Source organism: Leisingera sp. SS27 (assembly GCF_028368855.1).
GTDB lineage: Bacteria > Pseudomonadota > Alphaproteobacteria > Rhodobacterales > Rhodobacteraceae > Leisingera.
Window position 1 is genome coordinate 19703 of the sequence record NZ_JAQNCY010000018.1, and the last position, 24969, is coordinate 44671.

Sequence of the window (24969 nt, forward strand, 5' to 3'; positions counted from 1 at the left end):
GTTTTGCCGTTCCGGGCCATCCTGCGGGCATGAAGGGCGATCACGGGCACAGCAAGGAGGACATCGCGCGGCGGCTTGCGGGCAGCAACGGCACCGGGCGGCTGCGGGACGCGGTCTATGGCGGCATTGACGGTGCGGTCACCACCTTTGCGATTGCCGCGGGCGTCGAGGGCGCCGGGTTTTCGCAAGGTGTGATCATTGCCCTGGGCATAGCCAACGTGCTGGCGGACGGGTTTTCCATGGCGGCGGCCAATTACCTAGGCACCAAGGCGGATCTGGACGACCGGCGGCGGCTCTACAAGGTGGAGAAACGCCATATCCGCGACTACCCGGAGGGCGAGCGCGAGGAGCTGCGCCAGATCTTCCAGGAACTGGGGCTGAGTGGCGATGTGCTGGAGGGTGCGGTGCAATCGGTCTCGGCCAAGCCGGAGAAATGGATCTCTGTGATGCTGACCAGCGAATACGGGCTGGCGCCGGCCGAGCCCAGCCCGGTGGCGGCGGCGCTGACCACCTTTGCCGCCTTCATGGCGGCGGGCATCGTGCCGCTCTTGCCCTTCATGCTGGGGCTGCCCGATCCGTTCCTGACGGCGGCGCTGGCCACCGGGGCGGTGTTTTTCGGCATCGGCGCCAGCAAGAGCGCCTGGTCGCTGGCGCCCTGGTGGAAATCCGGGCTGGAAACGCTGGCCATCGGCTCCTGCGCGGCTGCGGTGGCTTATCTGGCGGGCAGCCTGTTCCGGGTTTGAGCCGGATCAAGGGGGGCGGGGCGGTTTGGCCCTAAGCTGATGACCGGAGGGACGCATATGTTTTCAAATGCCATCAAAATCGCCACCCTGCAGGGGTTTGACATCAGGATTGATCCGAGCTGGGCGCTGATTGCCGCGCTGATCACCTGGAGCCTGTCGTCGCAGTATTTTCCGATGGTGTATCCCGGTGCCGGAGGCAGCGTCTATCTGACCCTGGCGCTGCTGGCGATGCTGGGGTTTTTCGGCTCGCTGATCCTGCACGAGATGTCCCATTCGGTGGTGGCGCGCCGCTACGGGGTTGAGATCAAGGGGATCACCCTGTTCATCTTCGGCGGGGTTGCCGAGCTGGGATCGGAGCCGAAGACCGCCGCCAGCGAGTTCTGGATTGCCATTGCCGGCCCGCTGATGAGCTTTGCGCTGGCCTTGGCCTTCTGGCTGCTGGCGCAGACGGGCGGGTGGCTTGCGCCGGGGATGGCGCTGAACCCTGTGCTGGACTACCTGGCGCTGATCAACCTGGTGCTGGCGGTGTTCAACCTGCTGCCGGCCTTTCCCTTGGATGGCGGGCGGATCTTCCGCGCCTTTCTGTGGAGCCGCAGCCGCGACCTGCTGCAGGCGACTGCCACAGCTACGAGGATCAGCAGCTATTTTGCCTATGCGCTGATCCTCTTTGGTGTCATCGGGCTGTTTTCCGGCAATCCGGTTGCGTCGTTGTGGCAGGTGCTGATCGGGGTGTTTGTGCTGGCGGCGGCCAAGGGCACATATGCCCGCCAGCTGCAGGAGGCGGCATTCAAGGGCAAGACAGCCGCCGCGCTGATGACGCGCGATGCGGTCACCGTGCTGCCGGAGGTGAGCCTGCAATACCTCGCGGATCAGGTGATGCTGTCGGAGCGCAAGAGCTTTGTGCCGGTGGTGCTGGGCGATGTGCTGCTGGGTTATGCCGATACCAGCTTGCTGGCGCAGACCCCGCGGGCGGAGTGGACGGCAACGCATGTCGGCGACGTCTATGTTGCGGCGGATGCGGACAACACTGTTGGCCCGGAGATGCCGGCCGCGGAGCTGATGGCGAAAATCTCTGCCACCGGGCGGCGCAAGTTTCTGGTGGCGGAGGGGCGCCAACTGCTGGGGGTGGTCACCCTGTCTGATCTGATGGGCTATCTGGCGGTGCTGCAGGAGATCCGGCTGCCGGAACGCAAGGCGGAGTAAGGCGGCGGTGTCAGCGGCTTTGCTCGGGTGATTGCTCAGTCTGCCGCTGCGCGGCGCCGCCGAGAAATGCAAACCAGTAGGCCAGGGCGACCCCGCCTGCGCCGCCTGCGATGTTGCCGAGGGTGACCCAGAACAGGTTGGCGGCTGCTGCCGAAAGGGGAATATCCGCTCCCGCTGCCCAGGCCTGGGGGAAGAAATACATGTTGGCGATCGAGTGCTCGAGCCCCAGCAGCACGAAGGCGGTGATCGGCCACAGGATGGCAAGGACCTTGCCGGCGGCGGTGCGGGCCGCGAAAGACAGCCAGACGGCAAGGCAGACCAGGGCGTTGCACAGCGCGCCGCGCATGAAGGCCTCCAGCGGAGAGAGGGCGGCCTTGGCCTCTGCGATCCCGGCGGAGGTTGCGCCCATCGGACCGTCCAGCAACCCGGTAAGGGCAAAGGCAGCGGCCAGCCCGGCGGCGCCCGCAAGATTGCCGGCATAGACAATGCCCCAGCTGCGCAGCAGCAGGCGCAGCGGAATCTTGCGGTCCACCGCGGCGATCACCATCAGCACATTGCCGGTGAACAGCTCTGCCCCGGCGATCACCACCAGGATCAGACCGAGCGAGAACACCGCCCCGCCCAGCACCCGGACCGGTCCTGTGACGGGGGATGCGCCGGTCAGGGTCATGGTGTAGGCCGCCGCGCCGAAGCCGATGAAGGCCCCCGCCAGCATCGCCAGCACGAACATCTGCGGCAGCGGCAGCCGGGCCTTGGCGGTTCCGGCGGTCTCTACCAGTTTTGCGATTTCGGCGGGTTTGTAGGCGTCAAAGGGGGCCTGGCTGGTCATCGGTCGGCTCCTGAGGTCATGGGCGCAAGGGTGCGGCGGGCGTCAGTGGGCAAACAGCACCGGCAGCTCTGTCTGCTCACTCATTGTCCGGGTGGTACCGCCAAACACGGCCTCGCGCATGCGGGAGTGGCCATAGGCCCCCATCACCACCAGACCGGCCCCGGCCTCGCGGGCGCGCTGCAAAATGCCGTGGCCGACATCCTGGCCGCCGCCGGGGAACTGCGACACGGTCACGTTGCAGCCGTGATGGCAGAGCCATGCTGCGGCATCGGTGCCTGGATCCTCGCCGTCGCGCTGGTCTGAGGCGCTCGATTCAAAGCATCCGATCACGACCTCCTCGGCGCGGCGCAGCCAGGGCAGGGCCAGATGCGCGGCGCGGGAGGCGGCAAGGCTGCTGTCCCAGGCGAGGAAGACGCGGTTGCAGCTGGCAAAAGGCGAGCCGTTCACGATGACCGGAACCGGCGACTGGAACAGTAGGCCGTGCAGGGCGTCGCGGAAGATGTCGTCGCGGTCCCTGAGGTCATCGGCAAACTGCGCAAAATCACAGGTCTTGGCCCGCTGGGCGCACAGCTGCCGGATGTCGGCGCCGGCGCAGACCGCATAATGCACATCGCCGGAGCAGATGTTGCGGGTGAGGAGATCGTTCACCTCTGCGGCGCGGGATTCAGCGGCCTGACGGGCGTCCCGCAAATGATCAACCCAGTCCGCAGGCATTGCAGCCGCGCCGAACCCCGTCGCGCTGTAGACGAAATAGGGCCTGGCGGGCAGGCTGTCCAAAAGCAGGCAGGCGAGATATGCGTCCTGGGCTTGCGCCGCTTCGGCGGCGGCAGTGATGGTTGCGTCACTGGTGTCTGCAGTCAGCACGAAAAGAGAGGTTTGGCGTTGCATGGCGGGCCTCCGGCAGCTGGGGTGCGGCAGGTGGGGTGCGTACCGCGTTCACCAGTAGATCAGCTGCGCCGGCGGGCGCCATGATCCTGATCAATCCGCTGCTGCGGCTAACCTGTGTCAAGGCAGGCCGCCGGAAACCGGCGTAGACTCGGACCGCATCAGAGGAGGATCACGATGTACAAGCATATTCTGGTTCCCATTGCCCCCGATCACGGTGCCAATACGGCACGGTCGCTGGAGGCTGCCCGCCTGCTGGCTGACAGCGATGCCAGGATCACCGCGCTGACCGTGGCGGACGAGATCCCCGGTTATGTGGTTCAGCAGCTGCCACAGGGCCTGCTGGAAGGCACCCGTGCAGAGATGCTGGCAGAGCTGAAGGCGGATCTGGGCGGGGTCGCGGACGTCAAGGCGGATGTGGTCACCGGACATGCCGGGCGCACGATCACCGATTACGCGGACACGCATGGCGCCGACTGCATTGTCATCGCCTCGCACCGGCCGGGACTGCAGGATTATTTCCTCGGCTCGACCGCGGCGCGGGTGGTGCGCCATGCCAAATGCACCGTGGTGGTGATCCGCTAGCCGTCCTGCGCCACGGACCGGCGGAACAGCACCAGACTGGTCGCCAGCAGGGTCGCGCCCAGCAGCGCCATCCACAGGAATTCCGGCCAGACGGTCTGGAACCCTGCGCCTTTGAAGACGATGGCCTGACTGGCGGACATGTAGTGGCGCGAGGGCAGCAGCATGGTGGTGGCCTGCAGCCAGGCGGGCTGGCTTTCCACCGGGGTTTCGCCGCCCGACAGCATCAGCATCGGCAGGATGGTCAGCATCACCAGCAGCGCAAACTGCGCCATCGAGCGCGCGACCGTGGCCAGGAACACTCCCAGCGCGGTGGCTGTGAACAGGAACAGCGCGGTGCCGCAGAGGAACAGCAGCTTGGAGCCCGCAATGGTGATCTCCAGCACGCCCTGCATCACAAAACCCAGCGACAGCGCTGCCGCAACCAGCACCACCGCGGCGTTGGCCCAGATCTTGGCCACGGCGATATCGAAGGGCGAGAGCGGCATCGCCAGCAGATGCTCAATGGTGCCGTGCTCGCGCTCGCGGATCATCGCGGCGCCGGTCAGGATCGTGGTCAGCCACATGATCTGGCCGATCAGCGCGTTGATACCGGCAAAGCGGACGGTGTCGCGGTTGGGGTTGAAGGCGCTGCGGATGATGATGTTCAGGGGCTGCGGCACTGCCAGATCGGCGCCGATGGCAAAGCGGCGGATCTCGGTGCTGAGGATGCTGGTGATGTAGCTGGCGCCGATGCCTGCCTGTTCCATCGCGGTGGCGTCGATCAGCACCTGGATTTCCGGCACGCGGGCGGCGCGCAGGTCTTTTTCGAACCCGGGCGGCACGGCGACCACGAACAGGAAATCGCCCGCATCCATCCGGGCGGCGCCGGTTCCCGGTTCAATCTGGGCAACAGGCTGGAATTCGGGCGGAAAGAACGCCTCCGCCAGGGTGCGCGACAGCGGCGAGTTGTCCTCATCCGCAAAGGCGATCGAGGCGTTGTTGACCGAGGTGGCGACCCCGGTCGCCTCCATCACCGGCGCCAGGGTGAAGGACCAGGCCAGAAGCGCCATCATCACCCAGTCGCGGCGCAGGCTCATCATCTCCTTGAGGCCGAGCCAGAATATGCAGGAGAGCCGCCGCATCTATTTCTCCTGCGCCCGCAGCGCCAGCGCGGCCAGCAGGGTGAGGGCCGGTCCGAAGCAGGCCAGCGCCAGGATGTCGGGCAGCAGCGCCTCCCAGCCCAGCCCCTTGGTGAAGGCGCCGACGTTCAGGTGCAGGAAATAGGACGACGGCCACAGCGCGCCGATGGTCTGGGCGCCGGGTTCCAGTGTCGAGACCGGCTGCAGCAGGCCGGAGAACTGGATCGTCGGCACCACCGAGGCGATGGTGGTGGCAAAGGTTGCCGCCACCTGGCTGGAGGTCATGGTGGCGATCAGCAGCCCATAGGAGGTGGCGGCCCAGACATAAAGAAGCGCGCCAAGGGCCAAGGGCAGCGGGTTGCCCTTGAGCGGCACCTTGAAGACCGCGATGGTCATCGCCGCGAGCAGCAGGAAGTTCACATAAGCAATCACGATATAGGGGATCTGTTTGCCGATCAGGAACTCCAGCCGGGTGGTGGGCGTCACGTAGAAATTGGTGACCGAGCCCAGCTCCTTTTCGCGCGCGACGCTGACCGCCATCAGCACCGCGGGCAGCATGATCAGCAGGATTGCGGGCATGGCCGGCGCCATGGCCGCGATGCTCTCGAAGCTCTGGTTGTAGCGGAACCGCGGCTCTATCCGGGCGAGTTCGGGCTGGCGGGTGCCGCTGGCGGCGGCCTCAGCGTTCAGGAAGGTCTGATGCAGGCCGGCAGCATAGCCCTCCACCGTTTCGCCCTTGAAGGGGATGGCGCCGTCAACGACGGCCAGCACCTCTGCCGGTTCATCCGCGCGCAGCTTGCGGCCAAAGTCAGGCGGCAGCTCGATCACCAGCGAGACCTCGCCCGAGACCAGCCGGTTGCGGCCTTCGGCGGCGCTGGACAGGGGCGGGGTGGTGCGGAAGTAGCGGGAGCCGGAAATCTCCGCCAGGTAGGCGCGGCTTTCGGGGCTTTGCGACAGGTCGAGCGCGGCATAGTCCAGCTCGTCGATGTCCAGCGAAATGCCGAAGCAGAACACCAGCATCAGGATCACGGAGCCGAGGAAGGCAAAGGCGAGCCGCACCGGGTCGCGCAGCACCTCCACCGTTTCGCGCCGCGCATAGGCCAGCGCGCGGGTGAGGCCGCCCGCTACGCGGCCCTTTGCCTGAACCGTGGTTTCGGGTGCTGAGACCGGGGCAGGGGGGTCGGCGGCCTTGAGTATGGAGATGAACGCCTCCTCCAGGCTGTCTGCCGCTTCGGCGGCCATCAGCTCTTCGGGGGTGCCCTCGGCCAGAACCTTTCCCGCGTGCATGAAGGAGACCCGGTCGCAGCGCTCCGCCTCGCCCATGAAGTGGGTGGAGACAAAGATCGTCACGCCCTCGTTGCGCGACAGCTCAAGCAGCAGCGCCCAGAACATGTCCCGCGCCTCAGGATCGACACCGGAGGTCGGCTCGTCCAGGATCAGCACCCGCGGACGGTGGATCACCGCAACCGCCAGCGACAGCCGCTGCTTGATGCCCAGGGGCAGGGCGGCGGCCAGGGAGGTCCTGTGCGCCGCTAGGCCGAAGCGCCGGGTCAGTTCGGCGACCCGGGCCGCGCGGTCTTTGATCCCGAAAATGCGGGCGTGGAGCTGCAGGTTCTGTTCAACGGTCAGTTCGCCATAAAGCGAAAACGCCTGGCTCATATAGCCGGTTTCGCGGCGCATGGCGCGGTTCCTGGCATCCACGGGCTTGCCGAACAGCTGCGCCGCGCCGGAGCTGATGGGCAAGAGGCCGGTCAGCATCTTCATCGTTGTCGACTTGCCGCAGCCGTTGGAGCCGAGAAAGCCGAAGATTTCACCGCGGGCAATGCAGAAATCGACGTGGTCAACGGCAGTGAAATCGCCGAAGCGGCGGGTGAGGCCGCGGGCGGTGATGACCGCTTCGCCGCTGTGCGCAGCCGGGGCAGGGTGCGGAACCGGCGGCGGTTTTCCTTTCGCGCGCAGCTGCCGGTAGGCGGTCTCGAGGTCTTCGGCCCCGCTTCGCAAGTCTTCCGGCGGGCCCTGGAACAGCACCCGGCCTGCATCCATGGCGACGATCCAGTCGAAGCGCTGCGCCTCCTCCATATACGCGGTGGAGACCAGCACCGAGAGGCCGGGACTTTGGGTGCGGATGGCGCTGATCAGCGCCCAGAACTGGCGGCGCGACAGCGGGTCAACGCCGGTGGTCGGCTCATCCAGCACCAACAGTTTCGGGTCGTGGATCAGGGCGCAGCACAGCCCCAGCTTCTGCTTCATGCCGCCCGACAGCCTGCCCATCAGCCGGTCTTCAAAAGGCGCCAGCCCGGTAGCGGTGAGGAGGGATGCGATGCGGGCCTCGCGCTCTGCCGCGCCCTGGCCGAACAGGCGGGAGAAGAACTCCAGGTTTTCGCGCACGGACAGTTCGGGATAGAGGTTGCGGCCCAGCCCCTGCGGCATGAAGGCAATAGCGGAGCAGATGCGGCGCCGATGGGCGGCGTTGCCGATCGGGCCGCCCAGCACATCTATCGACCCGGCCTGCAGTTGCTTGGCGCCGGTGATCAGGCCCAGAAGGGTCGACTTGCCGACACCGTCCGGGCCGATGAGCCCCACCAGCCGGCCCGGGAGCAGGTCCAAGGAGATCCCATCCAGTGCCACATGCTTGCGGTAGCGGTGGCTGACCTCCGCGATGCGTATCCCAGGACTGTCAGCCCGGGAAGTCATTCGAACAGCTCAGGCGGGATGCGCCGCTCCAGTGCTTCGGGCCAGGGGCTGTCCGGATCGAGCCGGATCACGGCGATGCCGCGCAGGCCGGTTTTCACATGTTCGATCCGCGCGGCCACCAGATCCTGCGGGATGCGGACGCGGACGCGGAACACCAGCTGCTCGCGCTCGCTGAGGGTCTCGACCTGCTTGGGAGTGAACTGGGCCTCTGGCGACACGAAAGTGACGGTGGCGGGAATGGCATAATCGGGCAGGGCGTCCAGCACGATGCGGGCTTCCGCCCCGATTGGCAGAAGACCGGCCTCGCGGGCGGGCAGGAACACCTCCATGTAGATGTTTTCAAGGCTCAGGAGCGTCAGGATCGGCCCGCCGGCGCCGACCACCTCCCCCGGTTCCGCCAGCCGGTACAGGACCCGGCCCGGCATCGGCGCAGTAAGTATGCTGTCCTCGATCTGCGCGGCGATCCGGCGGACCTCTGCCTCAGCCGCTGCGATGCGGGCCTCTGCGGTGGCGACCCGCGCCTTGGCCGCGCCCAGCACCGCCTCGGCGACCTGGTGGGCGGTTTCGCGTTCTTCAAAGAGGGTTTCGGCAATGTTGTGACCGGCCAGCAGGGCGGTGGCGCGGTCCAGCTCATGCTCCGCGCGCCGGTGCTCGCTCTGGCGCTGGACAACCAGTGCCTCCGCCTCGGCCCTGGTCTGGCGCGCCAGCGCGGCTTCGGCCTTGGCCCGGTCATGCGCCGCCGACAGCTCATCCGTGTCCATTTCCACCAGGACGCTGCCGGCCGCCACCAGGCTGCCCTCGGCGGCCAGAACCTTGGCCACCCGGCCCGCCCGGGCGGGGGCGATCTCAACCTGCTCGGCCTCGATCCGGCCGTTGCCCTGGACGAACCCCTCGGGCAGGCCCGCGCCGTTGTCCGCGACAAACAGATACACGGCGGCGGCCGTAAGCAGAACGGCAGCACCGGCCAGCAGTGCAGCGGCAGTTTTGGTCATGGCAGAACCCCCCGTTCCGTTGCGGCACCTGCGGAGCCTAGTCCGGTTCCGCACGGCCCGCCTTGCTCTGGGTCAATTCTGCGCTGCCGGATTGCCGCTAAGATCACTTCATCTGCGGCGTGCACCGGGACCAGGCGGGGCTGCGCAGAAGGTCCGGAGCAAAGGAGAACGGCGATGCTGATGCGGCTGGCAGCAACACTTGCAATGGCAGCAGGCCCGGTCTGGGCGCAGGAAAGTGGTGCCGGTGAGGGGCGGGACCTGTTCCTGTACTTCTGCGCCGAATGCCACGGCAAGGACGCGGCAAGCCAGGGGCCGATGGCGGAAATGATGGCCTTGCAGCCGCCGGATCTGACCCGGCTGGCCGCGCGCAACAACGGCGCCTTCCCGGTTGAGGCGGTGGCCAAGCAGATAGACGGCCGCCAGCCGGTTGCCGCCCATGGCGACATGCCCGTGTTCGGCCCCTCGCTGGACGAGGACCAGTATGTGGCCCTGGCCCTGCCGAACGGCCAGCCGATGATGGTGCCGCAGGCCCTGGGCAGCCTGATCGCCTATCTGAAATCGGTGCAGCACGGCGGGACCGGGAGCGAATAGCCGCGCGTCCCTTGCGGATGAACGGCGCAGCACACTGATGAGGCTCGGAATCCGCCCGGCGCTCCCTCCAGAAGTTAAAAAAGTCTGAATATTTTACGCAAAGACAAGTTGTCGGCCACGGTCTGCCGCAATTTTGCCTTTGATGGCTGATTGTTCGTTAACCAGAAAATAAAGAAGGCAGCTTTGACCGCGAATTCATTCGTTGCTCGCACAGACCGACAAGGAAATTACCCTATGGATGATACACCCGACTGCCAGCCGGCTGGCCTTGGACGTTTTCCCTTTTTGCGCGACGGCCATGACAGCCTGGACGGGCTTGCAGGCGAGATCGTGGAGCTGAAGGACCTGCTGCTGGACATTCAGGCGCTGGAAGCCAAGGGCAGCCGCAGCCAGATCGCCCGGCAGCTGAAGGAACTGGACGAGTTCAAGCCCAGCGTCACGATGATCGGGCAGATCAAATCCGGCAAGACCTCGCTGGTCAATGCTATGGTGGCCCGCCCCGGGCTGCTGCCTGCCGATGTGAACCCCTGGACCTCTGTTGTCACCTCGCTGCACCTGAATGCGCCGCGCAAGGATGGCGATCCGGTGGCCTCCTTCCAGTTCTTCAACGGTGACGAGTGGGACCATCTGGTTTCCAACGGCGGCCGGATCGGTGAGCTGTCGATGCGGGCGGGCGCCGATGAGGAGCTGCAGAAGATCCAGGCGCAGATTGCGGAAATGCGCGAGAAGACCCGCAAGCGACTGGGGCGGCGTTTTGAGCTGCTGCTGGGCCAGAAGCATGATTACCGGCATCTGGATGACGACCTGATGCAGCGCTATGTCTGCCTGGGCGACGATTTCGAGATGGCGGGCAGCAGCGACCAGCAGGGCCGGTTTGCCGATATCACCAAATCCGCCGACCTGTTCCTGCCGCTGCCCTCGCTGCCGGTGCCGCTGTGCCTGCGCGACACGCCCGGCGTCAACGACACCTTCCTGATGCGCGAGCAGATCACCATCAAGTCGCTGCGTAACAGCCGCCTGTGCGTGGTGGTGCTGTCCGCTTCGCAAGCGCTGAGTTCGGTCGATATGGGGCTGATCCGGATGATCTCCAACGTGCGGTCCGAAGGGATCGTGATCTTCGTCAACCGGATTGACGAGCTGTCGGACCCGGAGACCCAGATCCCCGATATCCGCGACAGCATCCTGGCGACGCTGGAGAAGATGAACGGGCCGGAAAATCCCAGGATCGTCTTTGGCAGCGCCCTGTGGGCCAACGCGGCGCTGGCGCCGGACACCCATCCGCTGGGTGCGGACAGTGCCGCCGTGCTGCGGCAGTACGCCGGGCCGGAGGCAGATGCAGACGGGCAGGATGTGCTGAGCGACCCGGCGCTGATGTGGCAGCTGTCCGGCGTGCCGGAACTGTTTGAAACCATCGGCGCGCGGATTGCCGAAGGCGCCGGAGCGCGGCTGCTGTCCGAGGTGCGCCAGCGCGCCGCCAACCAGGTGTCCAGCATGAAGGCGGCCTCAACCGTGGCGTCAATGCGGATCGACGGCAACCGGATCTCGGTGATCGAGCCCGCCGCGCTGAGCCAGCTGCTGCGGCGGCTGGAGACCGTGAGCATGGCGCAGATGGATACTGCGCTGGACCAGGTGTTCGCCACCTTCTCCTCGCGGGTGGACCAGGCGCATAACAAGTTCCTGGAGCGGGCGGTGGCCTCATTGCTGCAGCATCTGGAGAACTATGGCGAAAACGAAACCTGGCAATATGCGCCGGACGGGCTGCGGATCCTGCTGCGCTCCAGCTACCAGGTGATGCGCAAGAATCTGATGGCCGCCTGCACACAGGTCTACAGCGATGCGGCATCGGCGATCCATGACACCTATCAGCAGGCGGTCTCCATTCAGGTCAGCGATTTCCGCATTGCGCCCGCGGCTGTGCCCGAGGTGCCGCCGCCGGTGGCGATCGGCGCCACCATCGCGCTGGACCTGCAGACCTCCTGGTGGAAGGGCTGGTGGCAGCGCCGCCGCGGATACCGCGCCTATGCCAGCGGCTATTACGATCTGATCAAGGCGGAGACGGCACCGATCATCCATGAGCTGAAGGAACAGCAGGCGGCGGAGATCCGGCAGGACGCCCGCGAGCGGCTGATGGCGTTCTTCACCGAACAGCGGGAGCTGCTGATGGACGTGGCTGAGAAGACGCGGATCAGCATGAATGACCTGAATAACCTGTTCGGCATCAGTGCCCAGCAGGAGCGGGCGGAGCTGCTGGAGCTTCTGCTCAAGGAACTGGCATCAGAGGACGCGGAGCCGGTCGCAGAACCGGCCCGGGCAGCACGTAAAGGAGCGGCGGCATGACGAACCCGCAGCCATTGGACCGCAAACCCCGTGTCGCCATCATGGGTGAGTTCAGCGCGGGCAAAAGCACCCTGTCGAACCTGCTCTTGGGGCGGCGTATCCTGCCGGAGAAGGTGACGGCAACCCGGCTGCCGCCGGTCTGGATCACCGAAGGAGAGGACCCGCCCGAGCGCAAGGCGCTGGACGGCAGCCTGCATCCGGTCTCGCTGGAGGCGCTGGAAGCGGTGCCGCTGGAAGAGACGCTTTATGTGCAGATCAGCTGCGAGGCACCGGTTCTGGAGGCCTGCGACCTGATCGACTTTCCCGGTATTTCTGATCCCAACATGCCGCCCGAGGTCTGGGAACGGATGCTGGAAGAGGTGGACTGCGTGCTGTGGTGCACCCATGCGACCCAGGCCTGGCGCCAGTCGGAGGCGGCGGCCTGGGGGCTGGTGCCGGAGATGGTGCGCCAGCGCAGCCTGCTGCTGATCACCCGGTTCGACAAGCTGACGACGCCGCTGGACAAGCTGCGGGTGCAGACAAGGGTTGCGCGGGAGACCGAAGGCCAGTTTGCCGGCGTCTGCCCGATCTCGCTGACCCAGGCGCTGGACGCAGAGCCGGAGAGCATGGAATGGGAGACCTCGGGCGCCCAAGGATTTGCCGCGGCGCTGGAGGCCATTGTGACGGCGGCCCGCGACGGCAGCACGCCTGCGGTGCAGGAGCCTGTCCCGGCTGCTGCCGCGGCCCGGCCGGCGGAACACTCTGCTGCGGCGGAACCGGCAGCCGCCGCCGAAGGCACTCCCCAGGCGGCCAGCCCGCAGGAGGTGCAGCCCGGCCGCGTCATGCCGCGCCGGGTGCGTCCGCAAGGCGCCAAGCGAACCCCGCGCCCCGGCGCGCGCCGGGATGCGGATCTGGCAGCCCTGCGCAGGGAATTGCTGGAGAGCTGAAAAAAGAGGCTTGTAATCCCGGGCCCGTTACGGTTGTGAATTGACCTGCGGGCCGGGCGGAACCGGCCCATCAGGCAAGGGCGCATTATGACGGTATCGGAAGAACTGGACAGTCTGCACGCTCAGTTTCCCGCCTGCGGGACGGTGGCCTATGCGGATCTGGCCGCGGGCATGGTGCTGGTGGCCAACAGCCAGTCGCCGCTGGACCGCCATGCGCTGGATGCGCTCTGTGCCCAGGCCGGCTGCCTGCTGGGTGAAAACAGCGCGCCGCCCCTCGGGTCCGGCGCGCCTGCCTTTGCGCTGGCGCGGGAGCCGGGCAGGCTGATGCTGGCCTTCAAGTCGCCCCGGCAGCCAACCGATGCGCTGTTGTGCCTTGCGGCGCCGGATCTGGATCTGGGCGCGTTTCAGGCCGCCGCCCGCGACTGCCTGGACCGGATCACCGCAGATGGCTGACGGACCGGCGCACCACGACCTTCGAACGGGAATTTCAAAGTGACTCACGACGACGCAATTGCCGGCAACCTGGCGGCCCTCGGCGCCCGGCAGACCGTGTTCCGGGATGGCAGACGGGTTCTGTCCAACGGGCTGTTCCCGCCGCCGCTGCCCTCCCTGCTGCAGGAAATCGGCACCACGGTGCTGCAGCGGCAGCTGACCTTCCGCGCCGGGGCCAGTGCGCTGTCCTTTGTGGTGTCCGAACGGCGGCTGATGGCGCTGGTCTCTGCCAGCAGCGATCTGGAAGAGGTGCAGCATCTGGCCGGCCAGGGCCTGTCCCATGACCAGCCGGAGGTGCTGGAAGCGGTTGCCGCGGCAATGGTGCGGCTGGCGCAGGCGGAAGAACCGCTGACGGTTGAGACCGCCTTTGCCGCGCCCGGCGGCAGCCCGGCCGGGCTGGGACTGCCGGCGGCGATGCTGGAAGAGGTGATGGAGCTGGACCCGGGCGAGCAGGAACGGCCGATGGAATTTTTCATCGAGGCCGCCGCCGGTATGTATTCGGCCTGCCTGCTGCACGCGGGCGGCGCCTGGCTGGGCGGCGGCGAGGATGCAGCTGTGCTGACTGCGCTGCAGAAGATTGCCGATGCGCAGTGGGACCGGTTCCAGGCATCTTATGCCAAACATGCGGCGCTGACAGAAACGCCGCGGCTGATTTCGCTGGGTCCGGTTCTGGACGGCGGCAGCTGTGTGTCGGTTGTCTGGGCGGATGGCGAATGCGCCCTGTTCGCCCATGGCGAGGCGGATCTGGCCGGGCTGCACGGCATCTGGCAGCGGGTTTTCACCCTGTAAGGTGAAAACCCTTGCTGTTCTTCCGCAGCTTGGCCGCCTTCAGGCGGCGAGCTGCGCCTGCATGTCGCGTTTCAGCTGAAGCAGAATGCTGGTGGCATCAAACAGCGACGTGCCGTCCTGTTCCACCTGGATCAGCTGAATGAGGTCTTCCGCTTCCGACACCGCGCCGCGGATCTCTGCCAGCGCGTTGCCGCCGTTGCCGCCATACTCCTCGAAATGGCTGTCCAGCCACTGCACCGACTTCAGGGCAGTACGGATCAGCTGGCTGCTGCTGCCGGTGCCGGTGCTGTCCTGCAGCGCCTGGCCCATGCTGCGCCCCTGCGCGGACAGGTAGTCCAGCGCCTGATCATAGGCCTGCCGGGCCTCCGGGCTGAGCGCCGCGTCCTGCGGTGCCGCGGATTCTGCGGCCGCAACAGGCGCCTGTGCCACGGGGGCAGAGCGGTCCTGTACAGGAGTTTCCGGCGCAAGCGGAGCATCCGGCTCTGCCAGGGGGGCCACCAGAGGGGGCGGTGCCGCGGTTTCCGCAGCAGGGACCGGGGCGGGCGCAGGCGCGTATTTCGCCAGCAGCACACCAGCCTGATCGAGTGCTGCCTGACGCCGCAGCTTCACCTCATGCATGATGGCCGAGATCAGCGCCTGCCCGCCGGAACGGCGCAGCCGGTCGCGGTCCACCGTGCCATCGGGCGCCCTTGCGGCCTGTGCCTCCAGCGCAGCCAGCGGCAGGATGCCGTTGAACTGTTCGGAGGCCGCGTCCTGAATAGCGGCCAGCGCGGGGGCAAGCCGGTCCTGCGATGCCATTTCATCCGCCTTGGTCACCAGAAGGAAAGCGCCGTCCTTCATCTGTTCCGGCGCGCGCGCCCAGGCGGCCTGCTCTGCAGAGGTGAAGTCCTGAGTGCACCACAGGGCAATGCCGGTCCGCTGAGCGGCCCAGGGCACTGCGCGTTCCAGGGCAGCGGCATCCGGAGCAGAAATCTCCAGGAGACTGATCTGGTTCAGGGCGGGCAGCGGCAGCTGCGCCTCAGCAAAGACCGCACCCCGGGCCGCCAGCGCGCCGGTGTCGAAACCGGGCAGGCTGAAGCCGCTGCCATCCGCCAGCACGCCGCTGCAGGCCGCGGTTCCGCCGCCGCTGATCTGCAGGGTGGGCAGGGAGACGCCCGCCGGGATCACCTGGCTGCCCAGCAGCAGGTTGGCGACGCTGGACTTTCCCGACCCCGCCAGGCCGAACAGGGTGACGGCCACCGGTTTCTCCAGCTGCTCCAGCAGCGTCCCGGTGCCGGACTGCAGGCGGGCGGGGATCCGGCCCTCTGCCAATGCTTGCCGCAGAGATGCGGCAGCGGCGGCGGTTTCCGCTTGGGTCATTCCTAACGCCCTTTCCCGGCCAGCCGGACCACCTTGGCGTCCTGCTCCGGCAGGGACGGCCCGTCATAGGAGTTGCTGTTCATGGCCACCACACGGGTTGCGCTGGCCGATTGGTCGCCCACTAGGTCAACTGGCTTGCGGCGCATCTTGCGGGTCACCGGCTTGTTGTGGTTGAGCTTGATCACCGCAAAGGAAATGTTGTCCTGATCCGGGTCCGCCAGATCATCCAGCGCCGCCAGCAGCCGTTCGACGATTTCCGCGCTCTTGCGGCGGCGGTACTTGTGCAGGATCTTCTCGATCCGCGCATCCTCGAGGAACTGCAGCCCGTCGCTGGAGACAACCACCAGGTCGCCGACCTCCATCCGGAACGGGGCCTTGGGGCAGTCGGTGCGCGTCACCCGGTCGCCCAGGATGACCGAGGTCAGGCAGTTGCGGTCGGGATGGTCGCGGCCGGCTTCGGCGTCCAGCAGGCCCGCCTTGACCATCATGTCGATCTGCGGCGCCATCGAGTGGTCCTCGTTCAGCTGCTGCAGCTTGCCGCCGCGCATCAGATAGAGCGGCGAGTCGCCGATCGACAGCCAGTACAGGCGGTCCTCGATCATCACCACCGACACCAGGGTCGCGCCCATGCCGCGGACGCTGGGATTGTCCTGGACATATTCCTGCACGCAGGTGTTGGCCTCTGCCGCGGCATGGGTCAGGTGATAGGGGATCTGCTTTTCGTATTCGGCGAAGTTGACGCTTTCGAACTTCAGCTTGCTGAAGGCCTCGGTCACCACCATCTTGGAGGCGACATCGCCGGCCGCGTGGCCGCCCATGCCGTCCGCCAGGATGGCCATGCCGATGTCGGTGCCCGCCGGGAAGTCGGTGATGATGGCGTCTTCCTGGTAGTCGCGCGCGCCCTGGCAGATGGCGGCGGCAACGTCAAAGCGCGGTTCAGGCGATTTCCACATGTTCCGCCTCCTGCCCGCCAGCGCTGGTCCAGTTGAAGTCTTTGCCGCAGAGCGCCATGAAACGCAGCGTTGTTTCGCCCAGGCGGATCAGGTCGCCGCTGTTCAGAACCTCGTTGCTGATCACCGGCTGGCCGTTCAAGCGCACGATGTTGCTCTTGCCGCCGTGGCCCAGATAGAATTGCGAGCTTTCGGGATCAAAGACGATGGCAGCATGGTTGCTGCGGGAGATCGCGGTGTCGCCGAAATCCAGCGCAACCGCCTGATCCTCGCCGCGGCCGATGGCCGACATGCCGGCCTTGAGCGTGAAGCTCTCGCCATAGCCGGGGCCGTCGGCGACCACGATCCAGCCCACCGGGAACTTGGTGTCGCGGGCCGGGGCGGCGGCGCCGGTGCTGTCGAACAGGTTGACGACATCGCCGTCGGAGGTGTCAAAGCCCAGGAGGCGGGTCTTGGCGCGGCGCTTGCGGGCCGGGGCGGCGCTGACATGCGCGGTCAGGTCGGGCAGGTCACCGCCGGGCTGGGGCATCTGCGCCGCCGCGCCAGCGGGCGGGGCAGCGGGCGGGGCAGCCGGGGCGGCTGCGGCCGGGTCCAGATCCCAGATGCCGGCCGCCGTATCCGCTGCGGCGGGCGCGGCGGTTTCCGGCTGGCTGTCTGCGGCATGGCCTGCCTGCGGGTCCAGATCCAGTTCCACGGAGCGCGTGTGCTGGGCGACGGCCTTCAGCACTTCTTGCTGCATCGTCTCATCCGCGACCTGCAGCCGCTCCATCGGGGCGGGCTCAGAAAGCGGGTCCTGCCGTCCGATAAGTTTTCCGAAAAATCCCATGTCGTCTGCCTTTTTTGGTTGTTACAGGCGTCCGTGCAGTCACGGCAGGCGCCCGGTTTACCCTATGTGCGGAGAGCCGCCCGTCCGCGGCCCTTGCGGCCTGCCATGCCCCCGCACCAGGGGCATGGCGGTTGCCCGGATCAGCTGCCGATCTTGTTGAATTCGGCCAGGCTGTCGGCGATGATCGCGTACCATTCGCCGCTTTCGCGCATCTCGTTCAGGCCCTTGTTCAGAAGGGTCAGATAGACGCGGCCGCGCGGGTTGGTCTTATGCGTCACAAAGTGGATCGCCTGCAGTTGCGACAGGTTGGAGTTCAGCTGCACCTTACCTTCTGCCTCGGCAACTTCGCGGACCGCGGCATCGCCTGCTTCGAGGTCCAGCAGCGCCATGTCGGCCTCGCCGGTCACCAGCTTGCGGATGCATTCAACCGCAGAGGTCGGATGCACCAGGGAGATCACCGGCTCCACCAGGCCTTCGCCGGACAGCTCGGCCAGGGACCAGCCTTCGGGGCGGCAGATCTTGGCGCCGGCGTAATCCGCATAGTCCTTGACGTTGGCATAGGGGTTGTCGGCCATGGTCCAGTGGGCGGACACCGATTCATAGATCGGCAGCGAGAAGTTCAGCTGGGTGCAGCGGTACTTGGTGTCGGCGTCGGTGTTTTCGAGGTTGGAGCAATCCGCCGGCTTGTACCAGGCGATCGACACGTCGAAGGCGCCGAGCGGCAGCAGGGTGTCGAAGTGGGCCTTCCAGTCGTCCACGAAGCTGAGGTTGTATTCACGGTCGTTGCCGCCGCGGTTCAGTGCGGTGGTAGCCAGGCGCACCAGCATGCCGCCGCCCTTGAGGCTTTCGCCGGTGAAGGGTTCCCAGCCGTTGCCGGAGACCATCTTGATCGGCGGCTCATAGATGCTGGACTTGGCCCGCTTGGCCTGTTTTTCCTCTTCCTGCGCGATGATGTCGGTGACATCGCTGTCGGCGGTCAGGCGGCCGTCTTCACAGGGGATCTGCAGAACGGTGCCGGCCTCCAGGCTGTTGGGGTTGGCAATCGCGTTGCGGTTGGCGTTGAAGATCATCTGATAGTCAAAGGAGCCATAGGCGGCCTGGGCGATGGAGCCAAGGCTGTCGCCGTCCTGAACGGTATAGGGGGCACAGGCCTCCTGCGCGGCTGCCGAAGTGGAGATGAACAGGGCGGCGGAAACGGTGGTTGCGCTGTATTGAACCAGGGATTTGATCATCGACATGAGAGTTAGTTCCTTTTCAATGGGGCACCGCCGTTGCGCAGGGGGCTGCTGGCAGTGGGTCATGGTTTGTGTTGGGGGGGAGGTCAGTTGGTGAGGGTTCTGATTTCGCGTTGCAGGGCCTTGGAGACGATGGCGTACCACTCGCCGGAGACGGACATGTCCTTCAGCCCGCTGTTGAGCAGATCCAGGGTCTCCTGAGCCCGGGGGTGATCCTTGTGAACGATGGCGTGCAGGGATTTCACCTCGCCGAGGTTCGGGTTTTCCTTGATCTGGCCGGCCAGGCCCATGGTGGCGAGCGTATCGCTGGCAACCAGGGTATCCAGGGCGACCACATCCACGGCGCCGGCGGTCAGCGCGGTAAAGCATTCCGCAATCTGGACCGGGCGGTAGAATTTCACGGTTTGCTCCGTCAGGCCCGCGGTATCCAGATGGGCCATGGAATAGCCCTCGGGGCGGCAGATCCGGGTGCCCATCAGCGCTTCATAATCAAAGGCGGCGGCATAAGGGCTGCCGGTGGCGGCAAAGAAGCCGTCGACCACTTCATAGAAGGGATCGGAGAAGCGGTAGTTGTCGCAGCGGAACTTGTCGCCGGCGGACAGCAGGCCATAGTCGCCGCAGTTGGGCTTCAGCCAGGGGAAGGAGCCTTCGAACGCCATTGCAGGCAGCAGGGTTTCCAGATGCGATTCCCAGTCGTTGACAAAGGTCACTGAGACCTCGGTCTCCGGCGCGGCGCGCAGGGCGGCGGTTTCGATCAGCTGGGTGAACATGCCGCGGCCGGGCAGGTCCTCGCCGGTGAAGGGCGGGAAATCATTGCCGGTGATCAGAACCATCGGTTCCGGCGCAGCTGTGGCCGCCGGGGTCTCTGCGGGCGCGGTCTCTGCCGCTGCGGTTTCAGTTGCCGGCGCCTCTGCGGCAGCGGTTTCTGCGGCGGATGCCTCCTGAACCTCCGCCGCCGGGGCTTCCGCTTCCTGAGCTGCGGGTGCCTCAGCCGGCAGGCTGCCGTCGGCGCAGGGCAGGACCAGCTGCATGCCGATTTCAATGATGTTCGGGTTGCGGCCGATGACAGAGCGGTTGGCGTCGTAGATCACCCGGAATTTGGAGTGGCCGTAGGCCTTCTCGGTGATTTCCCGCAGGTTGTCGCCGGACTGGACCGCGTACACCTGGCAGGCTTCCTGAGCCTGGGCAGACTGTCCGGCTGCCGCGATGGCGATCAGGGACGCACCCATAAATTTAGCAGTATTGCGCATTAAATCTGTCCTTAGTGGGTCAGAGAGGCAAAGCTCTCCCGGGAACGGCCGCCGGAGGGGCTGACCGCCTGATGCTTGTGATTGGGGGAATGGCTGGCGGGCTTAGCTGTTTCCCGCCAGTTCCAGGCTGGCTGAGGCCGCGGCCCCGTCGCGCAGAATGTCGAAGGTTGCGGTCGCGGCGCCCTTGTCCTGCAGGCCCTGCAGGATCTCCGCCAGCGACTCCGCGCCGGTCAGAGCGGTGCCGGTTGCGGTTTCGCGCAGCAGCACGTCGCCAGGCTGCAGATCCGCGGATCCCTGGGCAGCCTGCTGGCTGACAGAGGTGACCCAGGCACCGTCCTGCATACGGGCTTCGAACTGCAGGCCGCTGTTCAGGCCGGTCCGGCGCACCACCGGAACCGCCAGCAGCCCCATTTCGAACCGCTTGCTTTCGGCGTCCTTGTAGCGGACGGAGGCGCGGGTGTAGCCATCCGGGTCGATCTGCATCGCGGTCAGCAGCTGCGATGCGAAGGGCGAGCCCGCCGACAGCGGCTGATTGTTGACGGTCAGGATTTCCACGCCCGGGGCAATCCAGCTGCCGGTCTTGCTGAGGTCGGTGGTTTCGCCGGTGCCAGTGATGGAGACAACCTGCGCCTTGCGGACCGTCAGCTCCTCAAACTCAAAGGGGATCGAAACATCCCACAGCGCATAGCTGACCTCATGGCCCGCAAAGGGCGCAGGGGCCGCCGCCGGTTCCGGCTGCGCAGGCTCGGCAACTGCCGCAACGGCGGTGGTTTCTTCAGAAACTTCCGCAGGGGCCGGCTCTGCCGCCTGCACCGCGGGTTCGGCGGGTTCAGCGGGTTCGGCGGGTGCTGCAGCTTCTGTTTCTGCAGCAGCCGCAACAGGGGCCGGGGCAGCGGCTGCCGGGGCCGGATCCGCGGCAACCGGCGCCGGTTCCGCAATTGCCGCGGTTTCAACCGCTGCTGTGGGCTGCTCTGCCGCTGCATCCGCCTGGGTGTTGCCATAGTAGACGTAGCCAGCAGCGCCCAGACCGGCCACAACCGCCAGAACGGAGACGGCCGGCAAGCGGCTGCGCTTCTTTTCCTCATGGACCGGGGCTGCGGTGCTGTTGGCCGCCTGCGGCGCAGCCGCCGCGGGCTTCTTGCCGTCCAGCATCGCCAGCCAGTCCTCAGCCGATTGCAGGCGCATGGAGGGCTTGGTGTTCATCGCCTTGTCGATGGCCTCCAGGAAGCCTTCGGGATAACCATCCACGGCACCGGCCAGCGGCTGATAAGGGTCGGGGCGCTGTTCGGCGATGGCAACCAGGCGGGCCTGGCCATTGACCGGCGCCTCGCCCCGGATCACGTGGTAGAGGGAGGCCGCCAGCGCATAGAGGTCGCTCCAGGGGCCCTGCTCGCTGCCCGCAATATAGAATTCCTGCGGCGAGTAGCCATCCTTGACCACCCGCAGCGCAGAATGCTTGCGGCCGTCCTCGCTGGTGTCTTCGCGGGCAGCGCCAAAATCGATCAGCACCGGCTCGTCATCTGCGGTGAGCAGGATGTTGTCGGGGGAAATGTCACGGTGCAGCAGGTTGGCGTCATGCACATAACCGATTGCATTCAGCAGCTTGCGGGTCATGCCGGTGATCTGCTCCGGGGTCAGAACGGTGTTCTGGTCGTCCAGGATGTCCTGCAGGTCGCGGCCGTCGACATAGTCGATCGCCATATAAGCCGTGTCGTTGTCCTCGAACACCTGATGCACGCCGACGATGTTGGGGTGCTTCAGCTTGGACAGGCTTTGGGCTTCACGGATGAAGTGGCGGATGATCGACTTCAGCTCGCTCTGATGCGCCCGGGACCGGGCGCTGACCAGCGCGTTGGTCCGGCGGCAGAAGGCATCGGCAAAGCATTCCTTGATCACCACCGTCCGGTCCAGGCTGTCCTTGGCAAGATAGGTGATGCCAAAGCCACCGTTGTTCAGAAAGCGCGTGATGGTGTACTGGCCGTGGAGCAGAGTTGTGCCCGGCTGCAGATCATCCTGTTGATCCGCGTCAACTGAAGTCTCAACAAGCGAATTGAGTGCCATTTTGTTGCTCCCGTCTCAATGTTGTCTGGCCGCTGCGTCTGCTGCTGCCCGCTTCTTGCGTTAATTCTTTGTTAAGCTGATCTGTTGAGAAACCGGCAACAATAAGGCGCAAAGAGGGAATATTGGCGGAGTGGGATTTTACAGGCGTTTCAACCGGGCCGGGAAACTTGAGACTCACAGAGAGCGCAGAATTTTTTGCGCGTTTTCTCAATGCCTTATTCAAGAAAGCCGCCGCCGGCCCGTGGTTTGCCTCGCCGGTGGGCGTGTGCTGTCATCTGACGGCAATGCCGCTGGATAAGCGGGGCTCCCTGTCGGAATCAGGCTGATTTGCCCCCGGAATCAGCCCGTCCGCACCCCGCCCGGCCCCTTTGCGCCGTAAAAATCGGCGTCTTGGTTAACGAATTCTGAACAATACTCTGCACGCCAGCCGCCCGTGGAACCGGCAGACCGCGGCCGGAACAGCGCGAACAGGCAGCGGTTCGGGACTCGATAACAACATAACTTCGCTTACGCGCGCTTTGCGCCCTGAGGGCGCAGCCAGGTGTTCAGTCCCGGCATCTGGTGGATCGCATTCGGGATGAACTGGTCTGGCTCTGATGTTCAGATTTGAAGATGCACGGGTTTGTTGCGGACTTCGGCGCAGCGGATTCATGTCGCGCTTCCTGCTGATCGCAGGAGGAAGAGGTGGCGGTCCGCCTGTGCTTGCCGTTCAGAAATAGCCGGGGAAAAATGCGCGGGCGGTGATCCGGCAGATTTCTACCGCATTCTCCCTGCTGAATTCACGGGGATGCGCGTGAAAATCAGTCCACAGCCCTTCCAGCAGCGACATGATGGCCATCGCAACCCTTTCGGGATCGCCTTGGGTGCCGCATGCTTCGCACAGCACCTGGCAGCAGCTGCGCACATGGTCGTGCAGGTCGGTTCCGCGGGTTTCGGTATAGCCTGGCCCAAGCGCCTGCAAATCAGGCTCGGCACGAAAGGCAAAGGTCAGCCGGGCGCTGCGTTCATTCAGGACGTCCTCGGAGAAGTCCGTCGCAAACAGCGCCTGCAGCCGGGCTGCCGCATCTTCAGGTGTGCTGACCGCTTGCGGTGCCTGGCTGGTAAAGCTCTGCCAGGCGTCATTGTAGGCCTGCGTCAAATGAATGGCGAGTTCCCGGATCAGATTGTCCTTGGACTGGAAGTGCAAGTTGATCATGCCGCGCGACAGGCCGGATTCTTCCTGGATACGGCTGATCGTGGTGCCGCTGACCCCGTGTTTCAGGATCACGCTGGCGGTTGCATCAAGCAGCACCTCCCGGTGCAGGTCTTTGTCGACCTTCCGCTTTTTTCTGGCCGCTTCAGCACTTGCCATCTGCCCGCCCCTCACTTTCTTGCCGCCGGTCCGCTGCCTTTTCAGCACCATGCCCGCGTTTGCAACAGATTTCCATCGACAATGAACGATCGTTCACTTAAACAATAAATGTACGAACGTTCATTCCAAGGGGCGATATCCCGGACAGAGGGCGAGATGACCAAAGCTGGAAACGACTTTGAAAACTTCAAAACCTGGGACAAGGAGCACTTCTTTCATCCGTGGGAAGGGCTGGAAGCCCAGGGGGCCGAAGAAGCCGGCAGGACCTTCAGCGAATATGCCGAAGGTATCTATGTCTATGACGAGCACGGCAACAAGATGATCGACGGGCCGGGCGGCATGTGGTGCATGCAGCTGGGTTACGGAAATACGGAAATCGCTGATGCAATGGCGGCGCAGGCCCGCAAGATGGCCTATTGCTCCCCCTTCTCCGAAGCCACATCAGTGAGCGCCCGGTTCGCCCGCGCGATTGCCGAGCGGGCGCCGGGCGATCTCAACCGGGTGTATTTTACCACCGGCGGCTCCACTGCGGTGGACACGGCCATCCGCTTTGTCCACTTCCGCAACAACCTGCTCGGCAAACCGTCCAAGAAGCGGATCATCTCCCGCGCGCATGCCTATCACGGCGGCACATATCTGACCGCCTCGCTCAGCGGCAAGCCGGGCGAGCGCCAGTGGCTCGACACTGATCAGGCCATTCCCCATTTCCTGCCGGACGTGAACCCCTTCCGCCGCCCGGCAGGCATGAGCATCGAAGCCTTCCTCGATGAAAAGGCGGCGGATCTGGAAAACGCCATCCTGGAGCTGGGTGCGGACAACGTCGCCGCCTTTATCGCCGAGCCGGTGCTGGGCTCCGGCGGCGTGATCGTACCGCCCGCGGGCTATCACAGCCGCTGCCTGCATATCTGCCGCAAATATGACGTGCTCTATATCTCGGACGAGGTCGTCACCGGCTTCGGCCGCCTCGGCCACTGGTTTGCCTCCGAGGAGCTGTTCGGCATCACCCCCGACATCATCACCTGCGCCAAGGGTCTGACCTCGGGCTATGCCCCGATGGGCGCCGCGATCTTCTCCGACCGGCTGTTCGAAGACATCGGGGGCGATATCTCCAAAGGTGTCTATTTCACCAGCGGCTACACGTATTCCGGCCACCCGGTCTGCGCCGCCGCAGGCCTCAAGAACATCGAGATCTTCGAGCGCGACGGCATTCTGGAACATGTCCGCAGGGTGGCTCCGCATTTCCAGAAACGCCTGCATCAGCTGCAGGAGCTGCCGCTGATCGCGGATGTGCGGGGCATGGGGCTGGTGGGGTGCATCGAATGCACGCAGATCCGCGGCGGCCAGGCCAGCACGCAAAACGGCGCCGCCATCGGTGCAATGATCGACGCCCGCTGCCAGGAGCTGGGCCTGATGGTCCGCCCCTACGGCAGCATGGCGATCTTCTCGCCGCCGCTGGTGATCACCAAAGCGCAGATCGACGACATGTTTGGCATGCTGACCGAAGGCATCCAGCACGCCACCAGGGACTTGCTGGAACAGGGGTTCGAATTGGAACAGGCGCGGGCCTGAGGCCCGCATCCCAATAGAGGCGCAAACAGAAAACCCGCAGCAAGGATCAGATCGCCGCCGCCAGGGCCGCATGCCGGCGTGATCCGCAAATTTTCACCCGTATTCCCGCCGGCGCACTGTCCGGCATCATGACTGGCGCCCTGTTCGGCGGCGATGCCCTTTGGGCTGACAACAGCGCCGGGAC

Annotated in this window: 22 protein-coding genes; 9 read left to right on the plus strand and 13 right to left on the minus strand. The window is 65.6% G+C overall.

Annotated features, from left to right (window positions below; genetic code table 11):
* The first annotated feature begins 29 nt into the window (after positions 1–29).
* Positions 30–743: a VIT1/CCC1 transporter family protein gene (locus N6L27_RS22390; RefSeq protein ID WP_271909642.1), complete on the plus strand. Its 714-nt coding sequence runs from the start codon at positions 30–32 to the stop codon at positions 741–743.
* A 57-nt stretch (positions 744–800) separates the two neighbouring features.
* Positions 801–1946: a site-2 protease family protein gene (locus N6L27_RS22395; protein WP_271909643.1), complete on the plus strand. Its 1146-nt coding sequence runs from the start codon at positions 801–803 to the stop codon at positions 1944–1946.
* A 10-nt stretch (positions 1947–1956) separates the two neighbouring features.
* On the opposite strand, the gene N6L27_RS22400 is transcribed toward N6L27_RS22395, so the two are convergent.
* Both N6L27_RS22400 and N6L27_RS22405 read right to left on the minus strand, forming a co-directional pair.
* Positions 1957–2775, minus strand: coding sequence for a formate/nitrite transporter family protein (locus N6L27_RS22400; RefSeq protein ID WP_271909644.1), 819 nt, complete (start codon positions 2773–2775; stop codon positions 1957–1959).
* A 42-nt stretch (positions 2776–2817) separates the two neighbouring features.
* Positions 2818–3663 (minus strand): universal stress protein, encoded by an 846-nt coding sequence (locus N6L27_RS22405; RefSeq protein WP_271909645.1) that lies wholly within the window; start codon positions 3661–3663, stop codon positions 2818–2820.
* Positions 3664–3837: 174 nt separating this feature from the next.
* On the opposite strand from N6L27_RS22405, the gene N6L27_RS22410 reads away from it, so the two are divergent.
* Entirely contained in the window at positions 3838–4245 is a 408-nt protein-coding gene (locus tag N6L27_RS22410) for a universal stress protein (protein WP_271909646.1), read from the plus strand.
* Here the strand turns inward: N6L27_RS22410 and N6L27_RS22415 are convergent.
* Genes N6L27_RS22415 through N6L27_RS22425 form a run of 3 tightly spaced genes read right to left on the minus strand, consistent with a single transcriptional unit; the run spans position 4242 to position 9049 of the window.
* Positions 4242–5366 carry an ABC transporter permease gene (locus N6L27_RS22415; protein WP_271909647.1) on the minus strand — a complete coding sequence of 375 codons (1125 nt, stop codon included), beginning with the start codon at positions 5364–5366 and terminating at the stop codon, positions 4242–4244. The genes N6L27_RS22410 and N6L27_RS22415 overlap by 4 nt on opposite strands.
* The gene (gene rbbA / locus N6L27_RS22420; RefSeq protein WP_271909648.1) at positions 5367–8057 is read right to left on the minus strand and encodes a ribosome-associated ATPase/putative transporter RbbA; all 2691 of its coding nucleotides are present in this window, start codon (positions 8055–8057) and stop codon (positions 5367–5369) included.
* The gene (locus N6L27_RS22425) at positions 8054–9049 is read right to left on the minus strand and encodes an HlyD family secretion protein (protein ID WP_271909649.1); all 996 of its coding nucleotides are present in this window, start codon (positions 9047–9049) and stop codon (positions 8054–8056) included. Before N6L27_RS22425 ends, rbbA begins: the two co-directional genes overlap by 4 nt.
* Positions 9050–9223: 174 nt before the next feature.
* On the opposite strand from N6L27_RS22425, the gene N6L27_RS22430 reads away from it, so the two are divergent.
* The 5 genes from N6L27_RS22430 to N6L27_RS22450 all read left to right on the plus strand — a co-directional run bounded on the left by N6L27_RS22430 (position 9224) and on the right by N6L27_RS22450 (position 14184).
* On the plus strand, positions 9224–9640 hold the full coding sequence (locus N6L27_RS22430) for a c-type cytochrome (RefSeq protein ID WP_271909650.1): 417 nt from the start codon (positions 9224–9226) through the stop codon (positions 9638–9640).
* Positions 9641–9874: 234 nt separating this feature from the next.
* Positions 9875–11977 (plus strand): dynamin family protein, encoded by a 2103-nt coding sequence (locus N6L27_RS22435; protein ID WP_271909651.1) that lies wholly within the window; start codon positions 9875–9877, stop codon positions 11975–11977.
* Complete coding sequence (locus N6L27_RS22440) at positions 11974–12903, plus strand: dynamin family protein (protein ID WP_271909652.1); 930 nt, start codon at positions 11974–11976, stop codon at positions 12901–12903. Before N6L27_RS22435 ends, N6L27_RS22440 begins: the two co-directional genes overlap by 4 nt.
* 87 nt (positions 12904–12990) lie before the next feature.
* Positions 12991–13356: a hypothetical protein gene (locus N6L27_RS22445; RefSeq protein ID WP_271909653.1), complete on the plus strand. Its 366-nt coding sequence runs from the start codon at positions 12991–12993 to the stop codon at positions 13354–13356.
* A 39-nt stretch (positions 13357–13395) separates the two neighbouring features.
* On the plus strand, positions 13396–14184 hold the full coding sequence (locus N6L27_RS22450; protein WP_271909654.1) for a hypothetical protein: 789 nt from the start codon (positions 13396–13398) through the stop codon (positions 14182–14184).
* A 39-nt stretch (positions 14185–14223) separates the two neighbouring features.
* Here N6L27_RS22450 and N6L27_RS22455 read toward each other — a convergent pair whose 3' ends face one another.
* From N6L27_RS22455 to N6L27_RS22490, 8 genes are all read right to left on the minus strand, one after another.
* Positions 14224–15543 (minus strand): hypothetical protein, encoded by a 1320-nt coding sequence (locus N6L27_RS22455; RefSeq protein WP_271909655.1) that lies wholly within the window; start codon positions 15541–15543, stop codon positions 14224–14226.
* A 2-nt stretch (positions 15544–15545) separates the two neighbouring features.
* Complete coding sequence (locus N6L27_RS22460; protein ID WP_271909656.1) at positions 15546–16496, minus strand: PP2C family protein-serine/threonine phosphatase; 951 nt, start codon at positions 16494–16496, stop codon at positions 15546–15548.
* Entirely contained in the window at positions 16480–17319 is an 840-nt protein-coding gene (locus tag N6L27_RS22465; RefSeq protein WP_271909657.1) for an FHA domain-containing protein, read from the minus strand. The genes N6L27_RS22460 and N6L27_RS22465 overlap by 17 nt, the downstream gene beginning before the upstream one ends.
* A gap of 140 nt (positions 17320–17459) precedes the next feature.
* Positions 17460–18557 carry a LysM peptidoglycan-binding domain-containing protein gene (locus N6L27_RS22470; RefSeq protein ID WP_271909658.1) on the minus strand — a complete coding sequence of 366 codons (1098 nt, stop codon included), beginning with the start codon at positions 18555–18557 and terminating at the stop codon, positions 17460–17462.
* A gap of 83 nt (positions 18558–18640) precedes the next feature.
* Entirely contained in the window at positions 18641–19804 is a 1164-nt protein-coding gene (locus tag N6L27_RS22475; protein WP_271909659.1) for a transporter substrate-binding domain-containing protein, read from the minus strand.
* 102 nt (positions 19805–19906) lie between these two features.
* On the minus strand, positions 19907–21865 hold the full coding sequence (locus N6L27_RS22480) for a serine/threonine-protein kinase (RefSeq protein ID WP_271909660.1): 1959 nt from the start codon (positions 21863–21865) through the stop codon (positions 19907–19909).
* Positions 21843–22088: a hypothetical protein gene (locus tag N6L27_RS22485; RefSeq protein ID WP_271909661.1), complete on the minus strand. Its 246-nt coding sequence runs from the start codon at positions 22086–22088 to the stop codon at positions 21843–21845. Before N6L27_RS22485 ends, N6L27_RS22480 begins: the two co-directional genes overlap by 23 nt.
* A gap of 486 nt (positions 22089–22574) precedes the next feature.
* Positions 22575–23216 carry a TetR/AcrR family transcriptional regulator gene (locus N6L27_RS22490; protein ID WP_271909662.1) on the minus strand — a complete coding sequence of 214 codons (642 nt, stop codon included), beginning with the start codon at positions 23214–23216 and terminating at the stop codon, positions 22575–22577.
* A 156-nt stretch (positions 23217–23372) separates the two neighbouring features.
* On the opposite strand from N6L27_RS22490, the gene N6L27_RS22495 reads away from it, so the two are divergent.
* Positions 23373–24785: an aminotransferase gene (locus N6L27_RS22495; protein ID WP_271909663.1), complete on the plus strand. Its 1413-nt coding sequence runs from the start codon at positions 23373–23375 to the stop codon at positions 24783–24785.
* The last annotated feature ends 184 nt before the right edge of the window (positions 24786–24969 follow it).